Annotated in this window: 20 protein-coding genes; 3 read left to right on the top strand and 17 right to left on the bottom strand. The window is 70.9% G+C overall.

The window, feature by feature from the left end; genetic code table 11:
• Positions 1-33 precede the first annotated feature (33 nt).
• On the bottom strand, positions 34-1,005 hold the full coding sequence (locus tag SSPS47_RS03045; RefSeq protein ID WP_203557772.1) for an NADP-dependent oxidoreductase: 972 nt from the start codon (positions 1,003-1,005) through the stop codon (positions 34-36).
• Positions 1,006-1,137: 132 nt separating this feature from the next.
• Here SSPS47_RS03045 and SSPS47_RS03040 point away from each other — a divergent pair, with 132 nt between their 5' ends.
• Positions 1,138-1,527 (top strand): helix-turn-helix domain-containing protein, encoded by a 390-nt coding sequence (locus SSPS47_RS03040; RefSeq protein WP_147875853.1) that lies wholly within the window; start codon positions 1,138-1,140, stop codon positions 1,525-1,527.
• On the opposite strand, the gene SSPS47_RS34695 is transcribed toward SSPS47_RS03040, so the two are convergent.
• The 11 genes from SSPS47_RS34695 to SSPS47_RS02985 form a co-directional block, all read right to left on the bottom strand.
• On the bottom strand, positions 1,513-1,677 hold the full coding sequence (locus SSPS47_RS34695; protein ID WP_187280182.1) for a hypothetical protein: 165 nt from the start codon (positions 1,675-1,677) through the stop codon (positions 1,513-1,515). The genes SSPS47_RS03040 and SSPS47_RS34695 overlap by 15 nt on opposite strands.
• Positions 1,678-1,738: 61 nt before the next feature.
• Positions 1,739-2,689, bottom strand: coding sequence for a cytochrome c oxidase assembly protein (locus SSPS47_RS03035; RefSeq protein WP_147875852.1), 951 nt, complete (start codon positions 2,687-2,689; stop codon positions 1,739-1,741).
• A gap of 137 nt (positions 2,690-2,826) precedes the next feature.
• Entirely contained in the window at positions 2,827-3,852 is a 1,026-nt protein-coding gene (locus SSPS47_RS03030; protein WP_147875851.1) for a 6-phosphofructokinase, read from the bottom strand.
• Between the two features lie 138 nt (positions 3,853-3,990).
• Positions 3,991-4,719: a glutamine amidotransferase gene (locus tag SSPS47_RS03025; protein ID WP_147875850.1), complete on the bottom strand. Its 729-nt coding sequence runs from the start codon at positions 4,717-4,719 to the stop codon at positions 3,991-3,993.
• Between the two features lie 48 nt (positions 4,720-4,767).
• Positions 4,768-6,006, bottom strand: a complete 1,239-nt coding sequence (locus tag SSPS47_RS03020; protein WP_078078556.1) for a MurT ligase domain-containing protein — start codon at positions 6,004-6,006, stop codon at positions 4,768-4,770.
• A 338-nt stretch (positions 6,007-6,344) separates the two neighbouring features.
• Entirely contained in the window at positions 6,345-7,502 is a 1,158-nt protein-coding gene (nagA, locus tag SSPS47_RS03015; RefSeq protein WP_203557771.1) for an N-acetylglucosamine-6-phosphate deacetylase, read from the bottom strand.
• 26 nt (positions 7,503-7,528) lie between these two features.
• Complete coding sequence (locus SSPS47_RS34690) at positions 7,529-9,838, bottom strand: glycoside hydrolase family 3 N-terminal domain-containing protein (protein ID WP_203557770.1); 2,310 nt, start codon at positions 9,836-9,838, stop codon at positions 7,529-7,531.
• Positions 9,835-10,512: a sugar ABC transporter permease gene (locus tag SSPS47_RS03000; RefSeq protein WP_164248505.1), complete on the bottom strand. Its 678-nt coding sequence runs from the start codon at positions 10,510-10,512 to the stop codon at positions 9,835-9,837. Before SSPS47_RS03000 ends, SSPS47_RS34690 begins: the two co-directional genes overlap by 4 nt.
• A gap of 312 nt (positions 10,513-10,824) precedes the next feature.
• Positions 10,825-11,025 carry a hypothetical protein gene (locus SSPS47_RS02995; protein ID WP_164248503.1) on the bottom strand — a complete coding sequence of 67 codons (201 nt, stop codon included), beginning with the start codon at positions 11,023-11,025 and terminating at the stop codon, positions 10,825-10,827.
• Entirely contained in the window at positions 11,010-11,234 is a 225-nt protein-coding gene (locus tag SSPS47_RS02990) for a hypothetical protein (RefSeq protein ID WP_164248501.1), read from the bottom strand. Before SSPS47_RS02990 ends, SSPS47_RS02995 begins: the two co-directional genes overlap by 16 nt.
• Before the next feature lie 5 nt (positions 11,235-11,239).
• Entirely contained in the window at positions 11,240-12,526 is a 1,287-nt protein-coding gene (locus SSPS47_RS02985) for an ROK family protein (RefSeq protein WP_164248499.1), read from the bottom strand.
• 257 nt (positions 12,527-12,783) lie between these two features.
• Between SSPS47_RS02985 and def the strand changes: the two genes are divergently transcribed.
• Positions 12,784-13,320, top strand: a complete 537-nt coding sequence (def, locus tag SSPS47_RS02980; RefSeq protein ID WP_164248497.1) for a peptide deformylase — start codon at positions 12,784-12,786, stop codon at positions 13,318-13,320.
• Between the two features lie 79 nt (positions 13,321-13,399).
• Here def and SSPS47_RS02975 read toward each other — a convergent pair whose 3' ends face one another.
• On the bottom strand, positions 13,400-14,053 hold the full coding sequence (locus SSPS47_RS02975) for a TetR family transcriptional regulator (protein WP_164248495.1): 654 nt from the start codon (positions 14,051-14,053) through the stop codon (positions 13,400-13,402).
• Positions 14,054-14,205: 152 nt separating this feature from the next.
• On the opposite strand from SSPS47_RS02975, the gene SSPS47_RS02970 reads away from it, so the two are divergent.
• A complete protein-coding gene (locus SSPS47_RS02970) occupies positions 14,206-15,438 on the top strand; it encodes an acyl-CoA dehydrogenase family protein (RefSeq protein WP_164248493.1) in 1,233 nt (410 codons plus the stop codon).
• Between the two features lie 66 nt (positions 15,439-15,504).
• Here the strand turns inward: SSPS47_RS02970 and SSPS47_RS02965 are convergent, their stop codons facing one another.
• The 4 genes from SSPS47_RS02965 to SSPS47_RS02950 all read right to left on the bottom strand — a co-directional run bounded on the left by SSPS47_RS02965 (position 15,505) and on the right by SSPS47_RS02950 (position 20,232).
• Complete coding sequence (locus SSPS47_RS02965) at positions 15,505-16,020, bottom strand: excalibur calcium-binding domain-containing protein (RefSeq protein ID WP_164248491.1); 516 nt, start codon at positions 16,018-16,020, stop codon at positions 15,505-15,507.
• 192 nt (positions 16,021-16,212) lie between these two features.
• The gene (locus SSPS47_RS02960) at positions 16,213-16,701 is read right to left on the bottom strand and encodes a glutathione peroxidase (protein ID WP_164248489.1); all 489 of its coding nucleotides are present in this window, start codon (positions 16,699-16,701) and stop codon (positions 16,213-16,215) included.
• A 50-nt stretch (positions 16,702-16,751) separates the two neighbouring features.
• Positions 16,752-17,624 carry an acyl-CoA thioesterase II gene (locus SSPS47_RS02955; RefSeq protein ID WP_164248487.1) on the bottom strand — a complete coding sequence of 291 codons (873 nt, stop codon included), beginning with the start codon at positions 17,622-17,624 and terminating at the stop codon, positions 16,752-16,754.
• 85 nt (positions 17,625-17,709) lie between these two features.
• Positions 17,710-20,232, bottom strand: coding sequence for a DEAD/DEAH box helicase (locus SSPS47_RS02950; RefSeq protein WP_164248485.1), 2,523 nt, complete (start codon positions 20,230-20,232; stop codon positions 17,710-17,712).
• Between the last annotated feature and the right edge of the window lie 90 nt (positions 20,233-20,322).

Below are 20,322 nucleotides of genomic sequence, written 5' to 3'. Positions count from 1 at the left end.
ACGCGCCCCACCGCGGCGGCGGTCGACGCTCCGTCAGTCCCTGACCTTCAGCACGATCTTCCCGCGCGTGCGTCCCTCCTGGACGCGGCGGTGCGCCTCGGCGGCCTCCGCCAGCAAAAGCACGTCCGCCACCTCCACACGCACCACTCCTCGGTCGATCAGCCCGGCGATCCGGGTGAGCGCCGCACCGTCAGGCTCCACCAGGAACGCGGTCGCGTTCAGCCCCCGCGCACGGGCGCTCTCCAGCACCTCCGGCGCGACGCCGGACGGGACCGCCACGATCGTGCCGCCCGGCCGCAGGGTCTCCAGCGAGCGCGTGGTCGTCGAGTCGTGCCCCTCGCCGACCAGGTCGATGACGGTGTCGACGTCGCTCACGGCGTCCTCGAAGCGGACCTTCGTGTAGTCCACGACCTCGTCCGCGCCCAGCTCGCGCAGCCAGTCGTGCTTGGCCGCGCTCGCCGTGCCGATGACATGGGCGCCCAGGTGCTTGGCGAGCTGCACCGCCAGGTGCCCCACGCCACCCGCCGCCGCGTGGACCAGCACCCGCTGCCCCGCCTCGACGCGCGCCGCGTCCACCAGCGCCTGCCAGGCGGTCAGCCCGGCCAGCGGTACGGCCGCCGCGGTGTCGTGGCCGACCATGCGCGGCTTGAGAGCGAACTGCCGCGACGGTGCCGTCACGTACTCGGCGTACGCGGAGGCCGGCCGCGGGAACCACGGCATCCCGTACACCTCGTCGCCGGCCTTCAGGGTGTGCACCCCGAAGCCGACCTCCTCCACGACGCCGGAGACGTCCCAGCCCAGGACGAAGGGCGGCTCGCCGAGAAGACCGGCGATGCCGCCGCTCTCACGGGACTTCCAGTCGACCGGGTTCACGCCCGCCGCGTGCACCCGTACCAGCACCTCCGTCGGGACCGGCCGGGGACGCGGACGTTCGGAGACGCGCAGTACCTCGGGTCCGCCGAGGGAGTCCTGGGTGATCGCGCGCATCGTCGGCTCACTGCTCATGGGTCAAGCTCCCTGGAAGAGTGCGGTGGATCTTCGACACCGAAAACGTACCCTCCGGGTACTGGTAACCCGCAAGGGACACTACTATCCAAAGGAAAGTATGAAGTCCGGCGGTGCGAGGAGACGGATCCCATGGCTCACCCGTGTACGACGGGCCGGCACGACAAGCACGACGTCTACGCCGCCCAGTGCCCCTGCCGGGACGTCCTCGGCCTGCTCGCCAACAAATGGGCCGCGCTCGCCATCGGCGCGCTAGAAGAGGGCCCCCAGCGCTTCGGCGCGCTCCAGCGGCGGCTCCAGGGGGTCAGCCCCAAGGTGCTCACCAGCACCCTGCGCCGCCTGACGGACCACGGCTTCGTGGACCGCACCGTCTACCCGGCGGTCCCGCTCCACGTCGAGTACGAGCTCACGTCGCTGGGCCGTGGAGTGGCCGTGCCGCTCGGCGAGTTGCGCGCCTGGGTGGAGAACAACCTCGACGACACACGGACGCCGGAGCCGGGCGCGGCGTCAGTTGCCCCGTGAGGCGACCATCGCCACCGTCACCAGACCCAGGACCACCCACCCGAACCAGAGCCAGCCGCTGCTCCCCAGTGCCGCCGTGTAGGCCGTCACGACCACCAGCGCACCGACGGTGAGTATCCCCATCGCCTTCGTGGATCCGGATCCGGACATGTGCGTCCTCCTCCTGGCCGTGGCCGTAAAGACCATCGTCACCCGAAAGGTGGCTTCCGCGCTACTGTCCGCGTGCCTGCAACGACGCGAGGTAGGCGTTGTACGCGGCCAACTCCTTGTCACCGTCCCGGTCGGCGGCCCGGTCCGAACGCTTCGCCTGGCGCTGGTCCGAGCGGTACCACTGGTAGACCAGCGCGATCAGTACCAGGACCGACGGGATCTCGCTGAACGCCCAGGCGATGCCGCCCGCGGCGTTCTGGTCGGAGAGCGCGTCGATGCCCAGGGACGCGGGCGGATTCTCGTACGCCCGCACCATCGGCTCGCTCGCCATCATCAGCGCGATCCCGAAGAACGCGTGGAACGGCATCCCGGCGAAGAGCTCCAGCATCCGCATCAGATAGCCGGGCCGGTGCGGCCCCGGGTCCACACCCATGATCGGCCAGAAGAAGACCAGCCCGACGGTGAGGAAGTGCACCATCATCGCGATGTGCCCCGGCTTCGACTCCATGAGGAAGTCGAACAGCGGGGTGAAGTAGAGGCCGTAGAGGCTCGCGATGAACAGCGGGATCGTGAAGACGGGATGCGACACGAACCGCACGACCCGGCTGTGCAGCACCGCCAGCAGCAGCTCACGCGGCCCCTTGCGCCCCCGGCCCGCGACCGGCAGCGCCCGCAGCGCCAGCGTCACCGGCGCGCCGAGGAGCAGCAGGATCGGGGAGACCATGCTGATCACCATGTGCTGGACCATGTGCACGCTGAACATGACCATGCCGTAGTCGTTCAGCCCGGTGCACATCATCAGCGCCACGCTCAGCACACCGAGCACGAAGGCGATGGTGCGGCCCGGCGACCAGTCGTCGCCCCGCGAGCGGAGCCGCACGACACCCCAGCCGTACAGCGCGAGCGCCAGCAGACACCCGACGACGAAGAAGGCGTCGGGTGAGAACTCCAGCGCGCGGCTCAGCGTGAACGGCGGCAGATCCATCGTCGTGCCGTGCCCGCCGTGATCCATACGTGCTCTCCCGCTGGGATGATCCGAGACGATCCTGAATGGTGCGAAGTGTCCGCACCCGGGACCAGAGTAGAACCGCCCCCGGCGCCGTTCGCGGCCGGGGGCGGTTCGTCGTACCAACGCACTGGTTCAGCCGCTCAGAGCACGCACTCCGCCTCGGCGTACCGCTCCGCGGGCACCGTCTTCAGCGTCTCCACGGCCTCCGCGAGCGGCACCATCAGGATGTCCGTGCCGCGCAGCGCCGTCATCATGCCGAACTCACCGCGGTGCGCCGCCTCCACCGCGTGCCAGCCGAAGCGGGTCGCGAGCACCCGGTCGTACGCGGTGGGCGTCCCGCCGCGCTGGACATGGCCGAGTATCACCGGCCGCGCCTCCTTGCCCAGACGCTCCTCCAGCTCCACGGAGAGCTGCCTGGCCACACCCGCGAAGCGCTGGTGCCCGTAGATGTCCTTGCCGCCGACGTCGAACTCCATCGAGCCCTCACGGGGCTTGGCGCCCTCGGCGACCACCACGATCGCGAAGCGCTTGCCCGCCGAGAAGCGCTTGCCGACCAGCTCGGTCAGCTCCCCTATGTCGAAGGGGCGCTCCGGGACGACGATCGCGTGCGCACCGGCGGCCATGCCCGAGTGCAGTGCGATCCAGCCCGTCTCCCGGCCCATGACCTCGACGATCAGCACCCGCTGATGGGACTCGGCGGTCGTCTTCAGCCGGTCCAGAGCCTCCGTGGCGACACCGACGGCCGTGTCGAAACCGAAGGTCACATCCGTGGAGGAGATGTCGTTGTCGATGGTCTTCGGCACGCCGACGATCGGCAGCCCCGCCTCGGAGAGGAGGCTGGCCGCCTTGAGCGTGCCCTCGCCGCCGATCGGGATGATCGCGTCGAGACCGAGGTCGGCCACGTGCCCCTTGGCGCGCTCCACACCGTCACGCAGATGCGCGGGCTGGACGCGGGAGGAACCGAGGATCGTGCCGCCACGAGCCAGGATGCCGCCGACGGCGTCGAGGTCGAGCTTGCGGTAATCGCACTCCAGAAGGCCTTTCCAGCCGTCGTGGAAGCCGATGACCTCGTCGCCGTGGTCGACGACGGCGCGGTGCACCACGGACCGGATCACCGCATTGAGACCGGGGCAGTCGCCCCCGGAGGTGAGTACACCAATTCGCATTGCCCGGAGAACCTTTGCAACGTGGGCCGACGGCCGGACCACGTCGTCCGGCTGAATCCCCGCCACCCTACCGGCGCGGGGTGGCGGGACCGAACCAGGCGTCCGACTGCTGGACGCCCCCCGGCTGAACGGGGGATGTCACACGGGCTGCGTAGCGGCGGCGATGCGCTCGGCGCGCAGCGCCTCGTACCACCGGTCGTCCGCCGGCGGCAGCGCGTTCACGTCGAGCGCCAGCTTCAGCAGCAGGTCGGCGATCAGCGGGTTCCGGGCCAGGACGGGGCCGTGCATGTACGTACCGAACACCGTGTCGTTGTACGCGCCCTCCGTGCCGTCACCCGTGCCGTTGCCCCGGCCGAGGGACACCCGCGCGAACGGCCGTGCGCTCGGGCCGAGATGGGTGACGCCCTGGTGGTTCTCGAAACCCGTCAGCGGCGGCAGTCCCAGGTGCGGGTCGATGTCACCCAGCACGTCCCCGACGCACCGCTCGCCCTCGCCACGGGTCGAGATCACGTCGAGCAGTCCCAGACCGCCCTCCCGCTCGCCCAGGTCGTTGACGAACTCGTGGCCGAGGATCTGGTAACCGGCGCAGACCGAGAACACGATGGCACCGTTGGACACCGCCCGGTTGAGACCACCGTCCCGGCGCAGCCGCTCGGCGGCCAGCCGCTGCGGCCGGTCCTCACCGCCGCCGATGAGATAGATGTCGCCGGAGGTCGGCACGGGCTGGTCGCTGCGCACGTCCACCCGTGTCACATCGAGCCCGCGCTGCCTGGCCCGGCGCTCCACCACCAGGGCGTTGCCCTGGTCCCCGTACGTGCTCAGCAGGTCCGGGTAGATCCACACCAGCCGCAGACTGTTGTCACTCATTGCTCGCTCGTCCCTCTCCGAGTACGTCTGTGTCCATCGCCGGCCGTCTCAGTTGCCGACGCGGCGGCGCAGGTCCTGGAACGACGTGTAGTTGGCGATCGCCTCGATACGTCCGGGCGGCGCCATCTGCACGGCCTCGTCGGCGGTCGCGCACACCCGGAAGTCCAGGCCCGCGACCTCCAGCCGCACGGCCAGGTCCAGCTTGCGGTCGCCGATGACGAAGATCGGGTGACCGGCCAGCCGGGTGTAGTCGACGTCCCACAGCCAGGAGGTGTCCGTGCCGTCCGCGCCACGGGCGTTGACCGCGAGGATGACGGGCGTGGGCGGCGGGTCGATGAGCGAGAACGTCTCCAGCCAGCCCGCCGGGTTCTTCGCCAGCAGCAGCCGCAGGTCACGGCCGAGGAAGGACACCACGTCGTACCGGCCCGCGACCGCCTGCACCTGGTACATGCGCTCCAGGGCGACCTGCGGCGGCACACCGAACGTGGCGGCGACGGCGGCGGAGGTGGCGGCGTTCGCGCGGTTCGCGCGGCCGGGCAGCTGGAGGTGGATCGGCCAGGCGGAACCGTGCGGGTCCAGGACGTGGTCGCCGTGCAGCGCCCAGCTCGGGGCGGGCCTGCGGAAACCGCACTGGCCGCAGAACCAGTCGTCGCCCGGACGCTGCATCACACCGCCGCAGGCGGGGCAGGACCAGGCGTCGTCCTTCCACTCCTGACCGGCCGCGACCCAGACCACGTTGGGGGACGACGAGGCGGCCCACACGACCAGCGGGTCGTCGGCGTTGGCGATGACGACGGCCTTGGTGCCGGCCAGCCCCTCGCGCCAGTGCTCGGCGAGCATGCGGGTCTCAGCGGCGCGGTCGAGCTGGTCGCGCGAGAGGTTGAGCAGGGCGATCGCCTTGGGCGTCGTGTCGCGCGCGACACCGGCGAGATACTTCTCGTCCACCTCGATCACGCCGTACCTGGCGTCCGAGCCGCCCGCGAGGGCGGAGGTGATACCGGCCGGCATGTTCGCGCCCAGCGCGTTCGACACCACGGGTCCGCTGGCCCGCAGGGCCTCGGCGATCAACCGTGTCGTGGTGGTCTTGCCGTTCGTCGCCGACACCAGCACGACGTCCAGATGCTGCGCCAGAGCCGCCAGCAGATCCGGGTCGAGCCGCAACGCCACCTTGCCGCCGATCACCGATCCGCTGCCGCGCCCCGCAGCGCGCGACACCGCCGCTGCGGCCTTGCCTGCCGTCACGGCCAGCTTGGCCCGTGGCGACAGCGGGTCCGTGTTGCCTGCCATCGTCCTTGATCCTCCTCGCGTCGGTCCGGGCTCAGCCTATCGAGATACGTGCACGGGCCCGAACCACGGCACCGGGGAAGGGGCCGATCGTTGTCACACGTACGCCTGGACGACGCGGCCGGACGGGCGCCCCGCGCGGGGGTTTCCGGGCCGGAGAGTGGTCTGTTTCCACGGCGACGGGGCATTCGCGCCGGTTCCGAGCCCCCGCCCCCGCGGCCCCGGCGCCCCGCCCGGCCCGCGCTCCCCCCGGCCACCCGGCCGACCCGGCCCGCACACCACCGTCACGTGGCCCCCGACGGTCCTTCACATCCGGCCGGGCTCACGGGCGTCCACCCCGCTCACTCCACCGGTGCGCCACCGAGCCAGACCCTGGCCGGGCGCAGGGCCGGATCCAGTTCGACCAGGTCCGCGCGCAGTCCGGGGCGCAGCTCGCCCCGGTCGTGGAGGCCGAGCAGTCGGGCCGCCGTGGCCGAGGTCATCCGGACGGCGTCCGGCAGGGGGATCCCCACCGAGGACACCGCCCTGCGGAACGCCTTTGCCACGAACAGCGTCGATCCGGCGAGCGTCTGCGTGCCGCGCAGTCTCGCGACCCCGTCCCTGACGTCCACCTCGCGGTCCGCGAAGGCGTAGTCCCCGTCCGGCATGCCCGCCGCCGGCATCGCGTCGCTGACCAGCGTGAGCCGGTCGGGGCCCGCGACCCGGTGGGCGAGGCGTACGGTGTCGTCGGCCAGGTGGTGCCCGTCCAGGACCAGTTCGCAGACCAGCCGGGGGTCGAGCAGCGCGGCGGCGACCGGCCCCGGCTCCCGGTGGTGCAGCGCAGGCATCGCGTTGAACAGATGCGTCACCGCGCGCGCACCGAGATCGGCGGCCCGCGAGAACCCGGCCGCGTCGGCGTCGGTGTGGCCCAGAGCGCAGACCAGCTCGTCCGCGTACCGCCGGATCATCTCCGGCGCGCCCGGCAACTCCGGTGCCACGGTCATCGACACCGCGTGCCCGCCCGCCGCGTCGAGCAGCCGCGCCATCAGCTCCGGGTCGGGGGCGCGCAGCGCGGTGCGGGTCTGCGCGCCGCGCCGCGCCGGTGACAGGAACGGCCCCTCGAGGTGGATGCCGACCAGGTTCGGCGCGGACCCGTCGTCGATGACGGACGCGATCGTACGTACGGCGTCCTCCATCGCGGCCGGTTCGACCGTCGCGACCGACGCCAGCATGCTGGTCGTGCCCCGCGCGAGATGACCCGCCGCCGCCCCGCGTACGGCGGCGGGATCCCCCGTGTACACCGAGTGGCCGGCCCCGCCGTGACAGTGCGGGTCCACGAACCCCGGCACGACCAGGCGCCCGTCCAGATCCACCGTGATGTCCGGCCCGCCGGGCGGGGCGCCGGTGCCCAGGGAGTGGATACGGCCGTCCCGTACGAGCAGCCACCCGTCCGCGACACCGGCGTCCGGCGTCGCGAACCTGCCGCCGACGAACAGCCGTCCGCCGTCCGCCCCGCCCACGGGCGACCGCGCCGGACGGCCCGCCGTCACCGCGTGCCCAGCAGCGCGTCCACCGCGGCCCCCGCGCAGACCCGGGAGGCACCGAAGGTGCGCACCCAGCCCCGGAAGCCGCCGAAGTCGTCGCCGGGCACCCCCATGTCGACCACCACGCAACCGGGATACCTCTCCAGCAGTTCGTCCAGGACCGGGCGCTGCCACGGGAAGCGGTGCGAGCTGCGCACCAGCAGCACCACGTCCGCGTCCGGCCCGAACTCGTCCAGGTACAGCCCGACTTCGGCCTTGATCATGCCCTCGGCGTTGTAGGTGTCGCCCGCCACCGCGAGCGCCTCGACGTCGATGCCCGCCGCGCGCAGCGGCGCCTCCACGCCCCAGGAGGCGCCGCCCTGCGCGGGCGAGTGCGTCGGGTCGAGCCGTACGACCAGGGCGCGGCGCCCCTTGAGCACCGGGTCGCCGCTCACCTCCAGGACGTCCCGCGCCAGCCGTTCGCCGACCGTGTCGTCGTGCGGGACCCCGGTGGCGCGCGGCCGGGTGCCGAGCTTCGCGAGACGGGCGTTCGCCTCGCGCAGCCGCTCCTCGGGCAGCGTGCCGTTCTCCACGGCGGCCACCAGCGCGGCGGCCGCCGCGTCCACGTCGTCGCCGAACGCCCACGCGCCCAGGCACAGCGCGTCCGCGCCGGCCGCGATCGCCCGGACGGCCGCCTCGGGCAGGCTCGCCACGTCGGCGATGCCGCGCATCTCCAGCGCGTCGGTGATGACGACGCCGTCGAAGCCCAGCTCCTCACGGAGCAGCCCGGTGAGTACGGCGGGGCTGATGGTGGCGGGTACGTCGTCCAACTGGCTGAGGTGGACGTGCGAGACCATGATGCTGTCGACGCCGGCGGCGACGGCCGCCCGGAACGGGTCGAGGTAGTGGTCCACCAGCTCCTGCCGGGACAGGTCCACCGTGGGTGTGCCGAGGTGCGCGTCGGTGGAGCTGAGACCGTGGCCGGGGAAGTGCTTGGCGCAGGCGCTCACCCCGGCGGCCTGGAGGTCCTCCACCCAGGCCGCGGCGTGCTTGGCGACCAGCGCGCGGTCGGCGCCGAAGGTGCGGATGCCGTTGGGGGAGAAGGGATTGACGGCCGCGTCGACGGCGGGCGCCAGATCCCAGTCGATAACGGCCTCCACCAGCGAGAGGCCGAGCTGATAGGCGGACTCACGGGTGCGCTCGGGATCGTCGAGACGGCCGAGGGCGTGGTTGCCCGGGACGGACGTACCGCCGTGGTCCTCCAGCCGGTTGACGTCACCGCCCTCCTCGTCGACGCAGAGCAGTACGTGCTCACGCAGGCCGTGCAGGGCGGTGGTCAGCTCCCGCACCTGCTCGCCGGAGGCGATGTCCTTGCCGAACAGGACGAAGCCGCCGAGTCCTTCGGCGACCCGGGCGCGCGCCCACTTCGGGACGGTCCTGCGTCCGAGCGCGGGGAACAGCACGCCGTGGGCGAGCCGGGACAGCTCGGTCATGATTCGAGTCCTCACCTTGCGATTGGTCTTCGTGCGGTCGTGCGGTGATGCGGTTCCACCGGGGAGCCGGGGAGCCGCGCGGGGCGCGGCGCCCGGGGTCAGCCCTTGACCGCGCCGCTGGTCATGCCGCGCACGAGACGGCGCTGCACCAGCAGGAAGAAGACGAGTACGGGGATGGAGAAGATGGTCGACGCCGCGATCATCGCGCCGTAGTCGACGCTCTCCGACGTCTTGAACGACACGAGCCAGACCGGCAGCGTGTAGTTGTCCCGCGATTTCATGATCACGTAGGCGAAGATGCTCCAGCTCGACGGGCACACCGTCCACGAACCCGCGCAGCGTCCAGATCGTGAACGGCAGCACGAAGGTCATGTACGTGAGGACGAGCTCCGGCAGGAAGTCCAGAGCGCCGACGGACCGGAGCATCAGATAGACCGGGATGACCATGGCCGCCGCCGGGACCATCTGCACCAGCACCAGGATGATCAGCACCGCCTTGCGGCCGGCGAACCGGAACCGCGCGATCGCTATGGCCGCGATCAGCGAGATGATCAGCGAGAGGACGACCGAGGACACCGTGACCGTCAGGGAGTTGCGGACGAACGTCCAGAAGCCGGGCTTGTCCAGCGCCCGCGTGAAGTTCTCCAGGCTGATCGGCCAGGGGAGGAACTTCGGTACGGTGCTGAGGATGTCGGACCGCTCCTTGAGCGCGGTGGCCACCATCCAGTAGACGGGGAACACCATCACGGCGGAGACCGCCATCGCGATGACGTTGTTGACGGTGCGCTTCCGGCGCGCGGGTGTGCGCCGTGGGGGAGACGAGGTGGTCGGGGTGCTCATACGGCATCTCCCTGCCGGGACAGCCTGCGGACGTAGGCGACGGAGAACAGGGCGAGGATCACCACGGTCACCACCGCGACCGACGCGCCGCTCCCGTACTCGTTGCGGCTGAACGCGGTGATGTACGCGTACACGCCGAGCGTGGTGGTCGCCCCGTCGGGACCGCCCTGGGTCAGCACCCAGATCGGGGTGAACGAGTTCACCGACCAGATCACTTCGAGGATGGTCAGGATCGCGAGGACGGGCCGCATGATCGGGATGGTGATGTGGCGGAACATCTGGAGCGTGCCCGCACCGTCGAGTCGGGCCGCCTCGTACGGCGACTCGGGTATCTGGCCGCGCGCGGCGAACAGGGTCAGCGCCACGAACGGCAGCCCCTTCCAGACCGTCAGCAGGATGATCAGGCCGAGCGCCTGCGTCGGATGGGAGAACCAGTCGTGGACCGACATGTCGCCGAAGACCCGGAGCTGGGTGAGCAGCCAGTTGGAGACGCCGTACTGCGGCTGGAACATCCACTGCCAGACCAGGGTCGCCGCCACCATGGGCATCGCCCACACCAGCACCAGGCAGACGGTGAGGACGACGCGGGCCCACGGCGAGACACCCATCAGCAGGTGCGAGATGAGGAATCCCAGCACCATGAGCAGCGTCACGCACACCAGCGTGAACACCACGGTCCGCAGCAGGACGGCCAGGAAGTCGGCGTCCGTGAAGATCCGGGTGAAGTTGTCCAGTCCGATGAGTCCGACTGCCCGGTGAACAGCGACCGGGGGCCGAACTCCCGCGTCGACAGGGTCAGCAGCCGAAGCAGGGGATAGCCCTGGATCAGCAGGAGCGCGGCCAGCGCGGGGGCGATCATCGCCCAGGGCAGCATCCGGGACCGCCGCGCCCGGCGGCGCCCGTCCGGGGGCCCGGCGCGTCGGTCCCGGTCCGGTGCGCGCACCGGACGGTGCTTCTCTGTGAGTGCCATCAGGCGTCCAGGGGTGTCAGTCGCCCAGCGAGTTGAAGGCGTCCGTCGCGTGCTTGTCGTACGCGGCCGACGACGAGGCGATGTCCGCACCGCTCGCGATCTTGGAGAAGAACTGTTCGTTGTAGCGCTCGGTCTCCAGAGTCGCTTCGCCGGGGCTGTCGGGCAGCGGCTGGCTCACCTTGCTGGCCTGCGAGGCGACGGTCAGCTGCTCGGGCACGCCGGGCGGGGTGAAGGCCGGTGAGATTTCTTGAACTGGGCCGTCACCTCCTTGATCAACGGGTTGTCACCCGGCCCGCCGGTCATCATCCAGATCGTCAGCTTGTTGTCGGAGTCGGACTTCGCCACCCCGCCACCGCCGCACGCCGTCAGCGTGAGCGCGAGAACCGGAAGCGCCGTGAGTGCGTACCGGATCCGTGATCGGTTCATCGTTGTCACCCTTCTGCCATCTGCTCGTCGTGCCTGGTGTGGGGGGTCTTGTCGTCCGCGTGGGTGGTGCCGGTCCCGCCGGGGCCGGCCGTGGGGGTGGTGGGGGCCGTCGGGCACTCCGTGAGGCGGCGGACGACCAGATCGCGGTCGACGGCCACGGAGGCCGCGTCCTCGGCGCTCACACCCAGCGAGTCGTAGAGCCGGCCGAGCGAGGTCGCCATCGAGCCGAGCAGGCCCGCCGAGTCGCCGAGATCGGAGCGGCGCACGACACTGCGCACCCCGACCGTGCCGGCGACCTGGTCGCTGATGGCGGTCAGTCGCGCGGTGTCGAACGACTCCGAGAAGCCGCCGGTCAGGACCACCGTGGCGGGCTCGTACGCGAGCGCGACGACGGTGACCAGATGGGCCAGCGCGCCGTGCACCTCGGCCAGCACCGGCGCGTACGTCTCCGGGTCCGCGAACAGCGCACGCGCCGTCGGTACGTGCACCCCCTGCCGGCGCGCGTACGCCACCAGATCGGCGCCGGACAGCAGATCGCGCAGCCGCTCCTCGCGGCCGGGCAGCGGAAGCCGGCCGAATTCGCCGAGCAGGCCCGTCCTGCCGAGCAGGACCTGTCCGTCTATGGAGACGGCGGAACCGAGGCCGGTGCCCATGGCGAGCAGCACGGCGGTCTCCCGGTCCGGCAGTGATCCGTACTGGAGTTCGCCCCGCAGGGCGAGGTTGGAGTCGTTGCCGACGGCGGTCTCGACGCCCAGCAGGCCGGAGACCTTCTCGATGAATCCGGTGCCCTTGATCTGGCCGAGATTGTGCGATGCCACGACGGAGCGCCCGTCGCCGGTGACGACACCGGGCAGGCCGATCGTGACGGTGTGCAGGGGGACGCCGTCGCCGTGCCGGGCGACCAGGTCGGTGACCTTGCCGGCGACCCAGGCGGCGAGTTCGTCCGCCGTCGCGTCGCGCGGCGTGGTGTCCCGGCTCCTGATGACGGCGCGGCCGAGCGCGTCCGCCACCACGACCCGGCAGTTGGTGCCGCCGAGGTCGACTCCGCAGACGAGAGCGGAGCGGTGGTTGAAACTCACGGTCGTGGACTGCCGGCCGGGGCCTTCCCGGAGCAGCCGGAAACCCTCCAGCGCGAGGGACTCGGCCATCAGGTCGTCCACGATGCGGAAGACCGTGGCCCGGCTCAGACCGGTGTCCGCGATCAGCCGCTGACGGTCCATGTCCGCGCCGGAGAGCAGGGCCGCGATCACGGCGCTCCGGTTGGAGGTGCGGGGGAGCGAGGTAGTTGCCACAATTCCTCTCACTTTGAGATTAATTCGATGGCGCAACTTTAAGCACAGGTGACCGATGAAAACCAGACCTGCGGCGCATCGCGTTCCGGTAAATGCGACCCGTACGGCCGGCGCCGCCGGGCCCGGACGTACGCTGGCGCGATGGCGACCTTCGAACCCGGTGACCTCGGGGCGGACTTCACGGCGGACCCGGATTTGTACGACACATCGACGCGCGAGCAGGGGCCGGCGCACGGGATCCGCGGGGCCGGCAGACCATGAGGAACAAGTCGATCCCCGGCAGCGCCGGGCGGGTCAGACCCCTGCGGATGCTCGGTGACCCCGCCCTGCACACCCCCTGCGAACCCGTCACGGACTTCGGGCCACCGCTCGCCCGGCTGGTGGAGGACCTCTTCGCGACGATGTACCGGGCGAACGGGGTCGGCCTGGCGGCCAATCAGATCGGCGTGCCACTGCGGGTGTTCGTCTTCGACTGCCCCGACGACGAGGACGTCCGCCATCTCGGACACATCGTCAATCCCCGTCCGGCGCTCGCGGACGGGGTCACCGTGCGGGGCGCCGAGGGCTGCCTCTCGCTGCCGGGCCTCGAAGCGGGGACGGAACGGTTCGACCACGCGGTGGTCGAGGGTGTGACGGTGGACGGCGAACCCGTACGGATCGACGGCACCGGGTTCTTCGCGCGCTGTCTCCAGCACGAGTGCGACCACCTGGAGGGGCTGGTCTACCCGGACCGGCTGACGGGCTGGCGCAGGGCCAAGGTGCTGCGGGCGGCGCGCCGCGCGTCATGGAGCTGACCGCGGGGCGCGGGCGCGGCCGTACCACCGCGTGGCGCGGGCGCGCCGCGCCCGCGCGAGGTCCACGCGCGGCGCGGCGTCAGAGCCCCGGACTGCCCGCCCGGTCGTCCACCAGTGACAGCCTGCCCCAGAGCAGATCGGCCAGGCTGCTCACCAACTGGTCGCGTGAGCAAGGGCGTTCGCCGAGCCACCAGTCACCGGCCGCGTGCATCATGCCGACGATGCCGTGGCCCCATACGCGGGCCAGTTGGGCGCTGTCGGGACCGAGGTCGACCCGCTCCTCGATGACGGTGGCCAGCTCCTCGCCGAGGCGGCGCAGCAGCGGTGCCGAGTGGCGGCCCACGTCGAAGCCCTGCTCGGGGAGTTGGATGTCGGCGGCGTCGTCCGCCGGATGCATCAGGAACCGGTACACCTGGGGGCGCGCCTCGATCGCGGCGAGGTACGTGTCGAGTGTGGCCTCCACCCGTGCGCGCCGGTCGGCGGGCGCGTCGAGGGCCGCCTTCAACGCGCTGAGGAGCGCGTCCGTATGACGCTTCGCCAGGGCGCGGTAGAGCCCGCCCTTGTCGCCGAAGTGACGGTAGAGGATCGGCTTGGTGATGCCGGCCTCGGCCGCGATGGCGTTCATGGAGGCTTTCGGCCCGTCACGCAGGACGACTCTGTCGGCGGCCTCCAGGAGTTGGCGGCGGCGCTGATGGGCCGAGCGGTGCTGGTCGGCCTGCTGTGTGGTCCCCATGGGTGTCTCCCCGCCCGAGCGATTTCGTGACGCCCCGGCAACGTAACACCAAGCCCGCCGTCGACGCAGATCAGCCCACCGCGGGTTGACATTCTCTACTTGCCGGTAACAGACTGTTGTTACCGTAAGTAACAGCAGTGCTGGAGGAGACGATGGCCGAGTTCACGTTCGAACTCAACGACGACCAGAAGCAGGTACGTGACTGGCTCCACGGTTTCGCGGCCGACGTCATCCGCCCGGCGGCGGCCGAGTGGGACGAGCGGGAGGAGACCCCGTGGCCCGTCATCCAGGAAGCCGCCAAGGTCGGCGTCTACTCCCTCGACTTCTACGCACAGCAGTACTTCGACCCCACGGGCCTCTCCATCCCCATGGTGATGGAGGAGCTGTTCTGGGGTGACGCCGGCATCGGCCTGTCGATCGTCGGCACCGGACTCGCCGCGGTCGGCGTCCTCGCCAACGGCACCGAAGAGCAGATAGGCACCTGGATCCCGCAGATGTACGGCGACGCGAACGACGTGAAGGTCGCCGCGTTCTGCTCGTCCGAACCCGACGCCGGATCGGACGTCGCCGCGATGCGCACCCGCGCGGTCCACGACGAGGCCAAGGACGAGTGGGTGCTGAACGGCACCAAGACCTGGGCGACCAACGGCGGCATCGCGGGCGTGCACGTGGTGGTCGCCGTCGTGGACCCCGCGGCCGGCTCCAAGGGGCACGCCTCGTTCATCGTCCCGCCCGGCACGCCCGGTCTCACCCAGGGGCAGAAGTTCAAGAAGCACGGCATCCGCGCCTCCCACACCGCCGAGGTGGTTCTGGAGGACGTCCGCGTCCCCGGCCACTGTCTGCTCGGCGGCAAGGAGAAGCTGGACGAGCGGCTCGCCCGCGCCCGCGAGGCGAAAGCCGCAGGGGCCGGCGGCGAGCGCGTGAAGAACGCGGCCATGGCCACCTTCGAGGCGTCACGCCCCGCCGTCGGCGCCATGGCCGTGGGCACGGCCCGCGCCGCGTACGAGGTGGCGCTCGACTACGCCAAGACCCGCACCCAGTTCGGCCGCCCCATCATCGACAACCAGGGCATCGCCTTCCAACTCGTCGACATGCGCACCCGTATCGACGCGGCCCGGCTGCTCGTCTGGCGCGCCTCCTGGATGGCGGCCACGGGCAAGCCCTTCACCGCGGCCGAGGGCTCCATGTCGAAGCTGTACGCGAGCGAGACGGCCAAGGAGGTCACCGCGCAGGCGGTGCAGATCCTCGGCGGCAACGGCTTCACACGGGAGTACCCGGTGGAGCGGATGCACCGCGACAGCGCGATCTACACGATCTTCGAAGGCACGAGCGAGATCCAGCGCCTGGTCATCGCACGCACCCTGTCCGGCATGCCGATCAGGTAGGGCTCGTGCCCGACCGCCGGACGGGCCGCGAGCGCGCGGGCCGTCCGGCGGCCGAGGGCATCGGTGTCACTCGCAGGCCACGCCGTCCCCGTCGCGGTCGAGGTGCGAGCCGTAGCCCGGATCGCCCGAGCGGATGGGGGCCGCGCCCGCCGCCCGGACGGCCGTGCAGTTGGCGTAGTACGTCGAGCCGCCTCCCGAGCCACCCGTGTCCGACCCGCCCGAGCCCGATCCGCCGCTGTCGCCGTTGTCTTCCGCGGCGGGAGCGACCGTGACGCGCACCGTCTTGGTCCTGGTGACGGTCGGCGCGGGCTCGGGCGTGGCCGTCACCGTCTCGGTCACCGCCGGTTCGGGCGTGGCCGTCGCCGTGGCGGTCACCGTCGCCGCCGGGGCGGGCTTCGCGTCGGCCGCGTTCCTCGTCCCCGCCGTGTCGTCCGCCGCGCCGATCCCGACCCCCAGGAAGAACAGCACCGCCAGCAGCGGCAGCAGCACCCTCTTCCGCGTCCACTTCGGGCGGCCCGGCGGCGGTGTCGGCGGCCCGGTGTACGGATTCGGGCCGGGCGCGGCGGGTGGCGAAAAGCTCATGTGTCCCCCAAGGGCTGCTTCGTCGGGGGATGACCGTAGCCGCGCGACTTGCCCCGTTGTACGCACGTCGCTCCGGTTGTGTCGAAACCGTGATGAAGGCGTGGGCGCGTGGTGGATGCACCGGTGAGGGGTCCGGACACGCCGGTGCCCGGCCCACTGTCACGGGCCGGGCACCGATCTGGGGAGCGCGCGCTACGCGGGGAGTTGAGCCTCGATCGCGGCGATGACCTCGGGGGCCTCCGGCTCCGTCCGGGGCCGGATACGGTCCACGACCTCGCCGTCGGGGGAGATCAGGAACTTCTCGAAGTTCCACTGCACGTCGCCCGCCTCGCCCGAGGCGTCCGCCCGCGCGGTCAGCGCCGTGTACAGCGGATGCCGGTTCTCGCCGTTGACCTCGGACTTCTCCAGCAGCGGGAAGCTCACACCGTACGTCGTCGAGCAGAACGCCTCGATCTCCTCGGCGCTGCCCGGCTCCTGGCCCGCGAACTGGTTGCAGGGCACGCCGACGACCGTCAGACCACGGTCGCCGTAGGCCTGCTGGAGCCGCTCCAGGCCCTCGTACTGCGGGGTGAGACCGCACTTCGACGCCACGTTCACCACCAGCACCGCCCGGCCCTTGTAGGCGGCCAGGGACGTGGGCTCACCGGTGAGGGTGCGCAGCGCGATGTCGTACAGAGTCATCAAGGTCTCCTCGGAGCAGTCGGTCCCGTTATCCCGTCCATTGTCGCGCTTCACCCGCCGAGCTTGCGGAACAGCCCCTCCTGGACGACCGAGACCAGCAGCCGGCCCGAGCGGTCGTAGATACGGCCCCGGGCCAGACCCCGCCCGCCCGTCGCGATCGGCGACTCCTGGTCGTACAGGAACCACTCGTCCGCGCGGAACGGCCGGTGGAACCACATCGCGTGGTCCAGCGACGCCATGTCGTACCCGCGCGGGCCCCACAGCGGCTCGACGGGAATGCGGACCGCGTCCAGCAGCGTCATGTCGCTCGCGTACGTCAGCGCGCAGGTGTGCACCAGCGGGTCGTCGCCCAGCGGCCCCACCGCGCGCATCCACACCGCGCTGCGCGGATCCGCGCCCTCGATCTCCTCCGCCGTCCAGCGCAGCCGGTCCGCGTAGCGGATGTCGAACGGCTGACGACGTGCCATCCGCTCGAACGCCTCCGGCAGACCGCCCAGATGCGCACGCACCTCGTCCGCCACCGTCGGCAGCGACTCGGGGTCCGGGAAGTCCTGACGCGGCGGCAGCTGATGCTCGAAGCCGCCCTCCTCCGCGTGGTGGAAGGACGCCGTCAGATTGAAGATCGTCCGGCCCTCCTGCACAGCGGTGACCCGGCGGGTGGTGAACGACCGCCCGTCCCGCACCCGCTCGACCTGGTACACGATCGGCACGCCGGGCGTGCCGGGGCGCAGGAAGTACGCGTGCAGCGAGTTGACCGGGCGGTCGCCCTCCGTGGTGCGCCCGGCAGCCACCAGCGCCTGGCCGGCGACCTGGCCGCCGAAGACCCGTTGCAGCGACTCGTGCGGGCTGCGGCCGCGGAAGATGTTGACCTCGATCCGCTCCAGATCGAGCAGATCGACCAGCCGCCCGGCGGGATTCGTCATCGTTCTCGTTCTCCACAGTTCTCGGGAGTTCTCAGGTGCCGGTGGTCCGACGCCGGTTCTCGGGCGCCTTCGCCCGGGCGCCTCTTCAGACGCCGGACAGCTGGCCCACGGAGGTGACGCGGACCACGGCGCGGCCCTCCTCGTCGGACGCGGCGAGGTCGACCTCCGCGCTGATGCCCCAGTCGTGGTCGCCGTTCGGATCGGCGAACGACTGCCGGACCCGCCACAGGCCGTGCTCCGGGTCCTCCTCGATACCGAGCAGCTTCGGGCCGCGCGCGTCCGGCCCGGTGCCCAGCTCCTCGTACTCGTCCCAGTACCCGTCCATCGCCTCGCCCCAGGCGTCCGCGTCCCAGCCCGAATCGGCGTCCAGCTCGCCCAGTTCGTGCACCTTGTCGAGCGCCGCCAGCTCCACCCTGCGGAACATCGCGTTGCGCACCAGCACCCGGAAGGCGCGGCCGTTGGCGGTGACCGGCTTGACCTGGTCGGCCTTCTCCTGCGCCTGCTCGGCGGTCTCCACCTCGGGGTTGGCCAGCTGCTCCCACTCGTCGAGGAGGCTGGAGTCGACCTGCCGCACCATCTCGCCGAGCCAGGCGATCAGGTCCTCCAGGTCCTCCGACTTCAGGTCGTCGGGGATGGTGTGCTCGAACGCCTTGTACGCGCTCGCGAGATAGCGCAGCACGATGCCCTCGGTGCGCGCCAGTTCGTAGTGCGACGTGAACTCCGTGAAGGTCATGGCCCGTTCGAACATGTCCCGGATGACGGACTTCGGCGACACCGGGTGGTCGCCGACCCACGGATGGCTGGTGCGGTAGACCTCGTACGCGTGCCACAGCAGCTCTTCGAGCGGCTTCGGGTACGTGAACTCCTGGAGCCGCTCCATCCGTTCCTCGTACTCGACACCGTCGGCCTTCATCTGCCCGATCGCCTCGCCCCGCGCCTTGTTCTGCTGCGCGGCGAGGATCTGCCGGGGATCGTCCAGCGTCGACTCGACGACGGAGACCATGTCCAGCGCGTACGAGGGCGAGCCCGGCTCCAGCAGTTCGAACGCGGCCAGCGCGAACGTCGAGAGCGGCTGGTTGAGCGCGAAGTTCTGCTGGAGGTCGACGGTGAGGCGGATGATGCGGCCCTCGGCATCCGGCGTCTCCAGACGCTCCACCACACCACCGTCCAGCAGCGACCGGTAGATCGCGATGGCGCGCCGGATGTGCCGCAACTGCTGCTTGCGCGGCTCGTGGTTGTCCTCCAGCAGATGGCGCATCGCGTCGAAGGCGTTGCCCGGCCGCGCGATGACCGACAGCAGCATCGTGTGGGTGACCCGGAAGCGCGAGTTGAGCGGCTCCGGGTCGGAGGCGATCAGTTTGTCGAACGTGCTCTCCGACCAGGCGACGAAGCCCTCGGGCGCCTTCTTGCGGACCACCTTGCGGCGCTTCTTCGGGTCGTCGCCCGCCTTGGCGAGCGCCTTCTCGTTCTCCACGACGTGTTCGGGCGCCTGCGCGACGACGAAGCCCGCCGTGTCGAAGCCGGCGCGGCCCGCGCGGCCCGCGATCTGGTGGAACTCGCGGGCGCGCAGCGTGCGCACCCGCGTGCCGTCGTACTTGGTCAGCGCCGTGAACAGCACCGTACGGATGGGGACGTTGACGCCGACGCCGAGTGTGTCCGTCCCGCAGATCACCTTCAACAGACCGGCCTGCGCGAGCTTTTCGACCAGTCGGCGGTACTTGGGCAGCATTCCCGCGTGGTGCACCCCGATGCCGTGCCGTACGTAACGGGAGAGATTGCGGCCGAACTTGGTGGTGAAGCGGAAGTTGCCGATCAGATCGGCGATCCGGTCCTTCTCCTCGCGCGTACACATGTTGATGCTCATCAGCGACTGCGCGCGCTCGACGGCCGCCGCCTGGGTGAAGTGCACGATGTAGACCGGCGCCTGACGGGTCTCCAGCAGTTCGGTCAGCGTCTCGGTGATCGGGGTGAGGCGGTACTCGTAACTCAGCGGCACCGGTCGCGTCGCCGAGCGGACGACGGAGGTGGGGCGGCCGGTCCGGCGGGTCAGGTCCTCCTCGAACCGCGACACGTCGCCGAGCGTCGCCGACATCAGGATGAACTGAGCCTGCGGCAGCTCCAGGATCGGGATCTGCCAGGCCCAGCCGCGGTCCGGCTCCGCGTAGAAGTGGAACTCGTCCATCACGACCTGGCCGATGTCGGCGTGCTTGCCGTCGCGCAGCGCGATCGAGGCCAGCACCTCCGCCGTGCAGCAGATGACCGGCGCGTCGGCGTTCACGGACGCGTCGCCCGTCAGCATGCCGACGTTCTCCGTACCGAAGAGCTTGCACAGGTCGAAGAACTTCTCCGACACCAGCGCCTTGATCGGCGCGGTGTAGAACGTGACCTTGTCCTGGGCCAGCGCCGTGAAGTGCGCACCCGCCGCGATCAGGCTCTTCCCGGAGCCGGTGGGGGTGGAGACGATCACGTTGGCCCCGGACACCACCTCGATCAGCGCCTCCTCCTGAGCCGGATAGAGCGTGATCCCCTCACCCTCGGCCCATGACGAGAAGGCCTCGAAGAGGGCATCGGGGTCGGCATCCGGTGGCAGCTGATCAATAAGGGTCACACCCCCATCTTGCCTGCCGCACGCCCCGAAGAGGGAACCGGACGACCGGCCGAAGATCACTACCGGTACGCTGCCCTGTCAACTGGGCCT

The sequence above is a fragment of the Streptomyces sp. S4.7 genome (assembly GCF_010384365.1).
Lineage (GTDB): Bacteria > Actinomycetota > Actinomycetes > Streptomycetales > Streptomycetaceae > Streptomyces.
This window is presented reverse-complemented; position numbering and strand designations above follow the sequence as displayed.

Coding starts and splice junctions, on each gene's coding strand:
- def (WP_164248497.1), top strand. CDS start 12,784: ATGAGGAACAAGTCGATCCCCGGCAGCGCCGGGCGGGTCAGACCCCTG.
- SSPS47_RS02955 (WP_164248487.1), bottom strand. CDS start 17,624: ATGACGAATCCCGCCGGGCGGCTGGTCGATCTGCTCGATCTGGAGCGG.
- SSPS47_RS03030 (WP_147875851.1), bottom strand. CDS start 3,852: ATGCGAATTGGTGTACTCACCTCCGGGGGCGACTGCCCCGGTCTCAAT.
- SSPS47_RS02990 (WP_164248501.1), bottom strand. CDS start 11,234: ATGAACCGATCACGGATCCGGTACGCACTCACGGCGCTTCCGGTTCTC.
- SSPS47_RS03035 (WP_147875852.1), bottom strand. CDS start 2,689: ATGGATCACGGCGGGCACGGCACGACGATGGATCTGCCGCCGTTCACG.
- SSPS47_RS03040 (WP_147875853.1), top strand. CDS start 1,138: ATGGCTCACCCGTGTACGACGGGCCGGCACGACAAGCACGACGTCTAC.
- SSPS47_RS34695 (WP_187280182.1), bottom strand. CDS start 1,677: ATGTCCGGATCCGGATCCACGAAGGCGATGGGGATACTCACCGTCGGT.
- SSPS47_RS02965 (WP_164248491.1), bottom strand. CDS start 16,020: ATGAGCTTTTCGCCACCCGCCGCGCCCGGCCCGAATCCGTACACCGGG.
- SSPS47_RS02970 (WP_164248493.1), top strand. CDS start 14,206: ATGGCCGAGTTCACGTTCGAACTCAACGACGACCAGAAGCAGGTACGT.
- SSPS47_RS03025 (WP_147875850.1), bottom strand. CDS start 4,719: ATGAGTGACAACAGTCTGCGGCTGGTGTGGATCTACCCGGACCTGCTG.
- SSPS47_RS34690 (WP_203557770.1), bottom strand. CDS start 9,838: ATGAGCACCCCGACCACCTCGTCTCCCCCACGGCGCACACCCGCGCGC.
- SSPS47_RS02960 (WP_164248489.1), bottom strand. CDS start 16,701: ATGACTCTGTACGACATCGCGCTGCGCACCCTCACCGGTGAGCCCACG.
- SSPS47_RS03020 (WP_078078556.1), bottom strand. CDS start 6,006: ATGGCAGGCAACACGGACCCGCTGTCGCCACGGGCCAAGCTGGCCGTG.
- SSPS47_RS02975 (WP_164248495.1), bottom strand. CDS start 14,053: ATGGGGACCACACAGCAGGCCGACCAGCACCGCTCGGCCCATCAGCGC.
- SSPS47_RS03045 (WP_203557772.1), bottom strand. CDS start 1,005: ATGAGCAGTGAGCCGACGATGCGCGCGATCACCCAGGACTCCCTCGGC.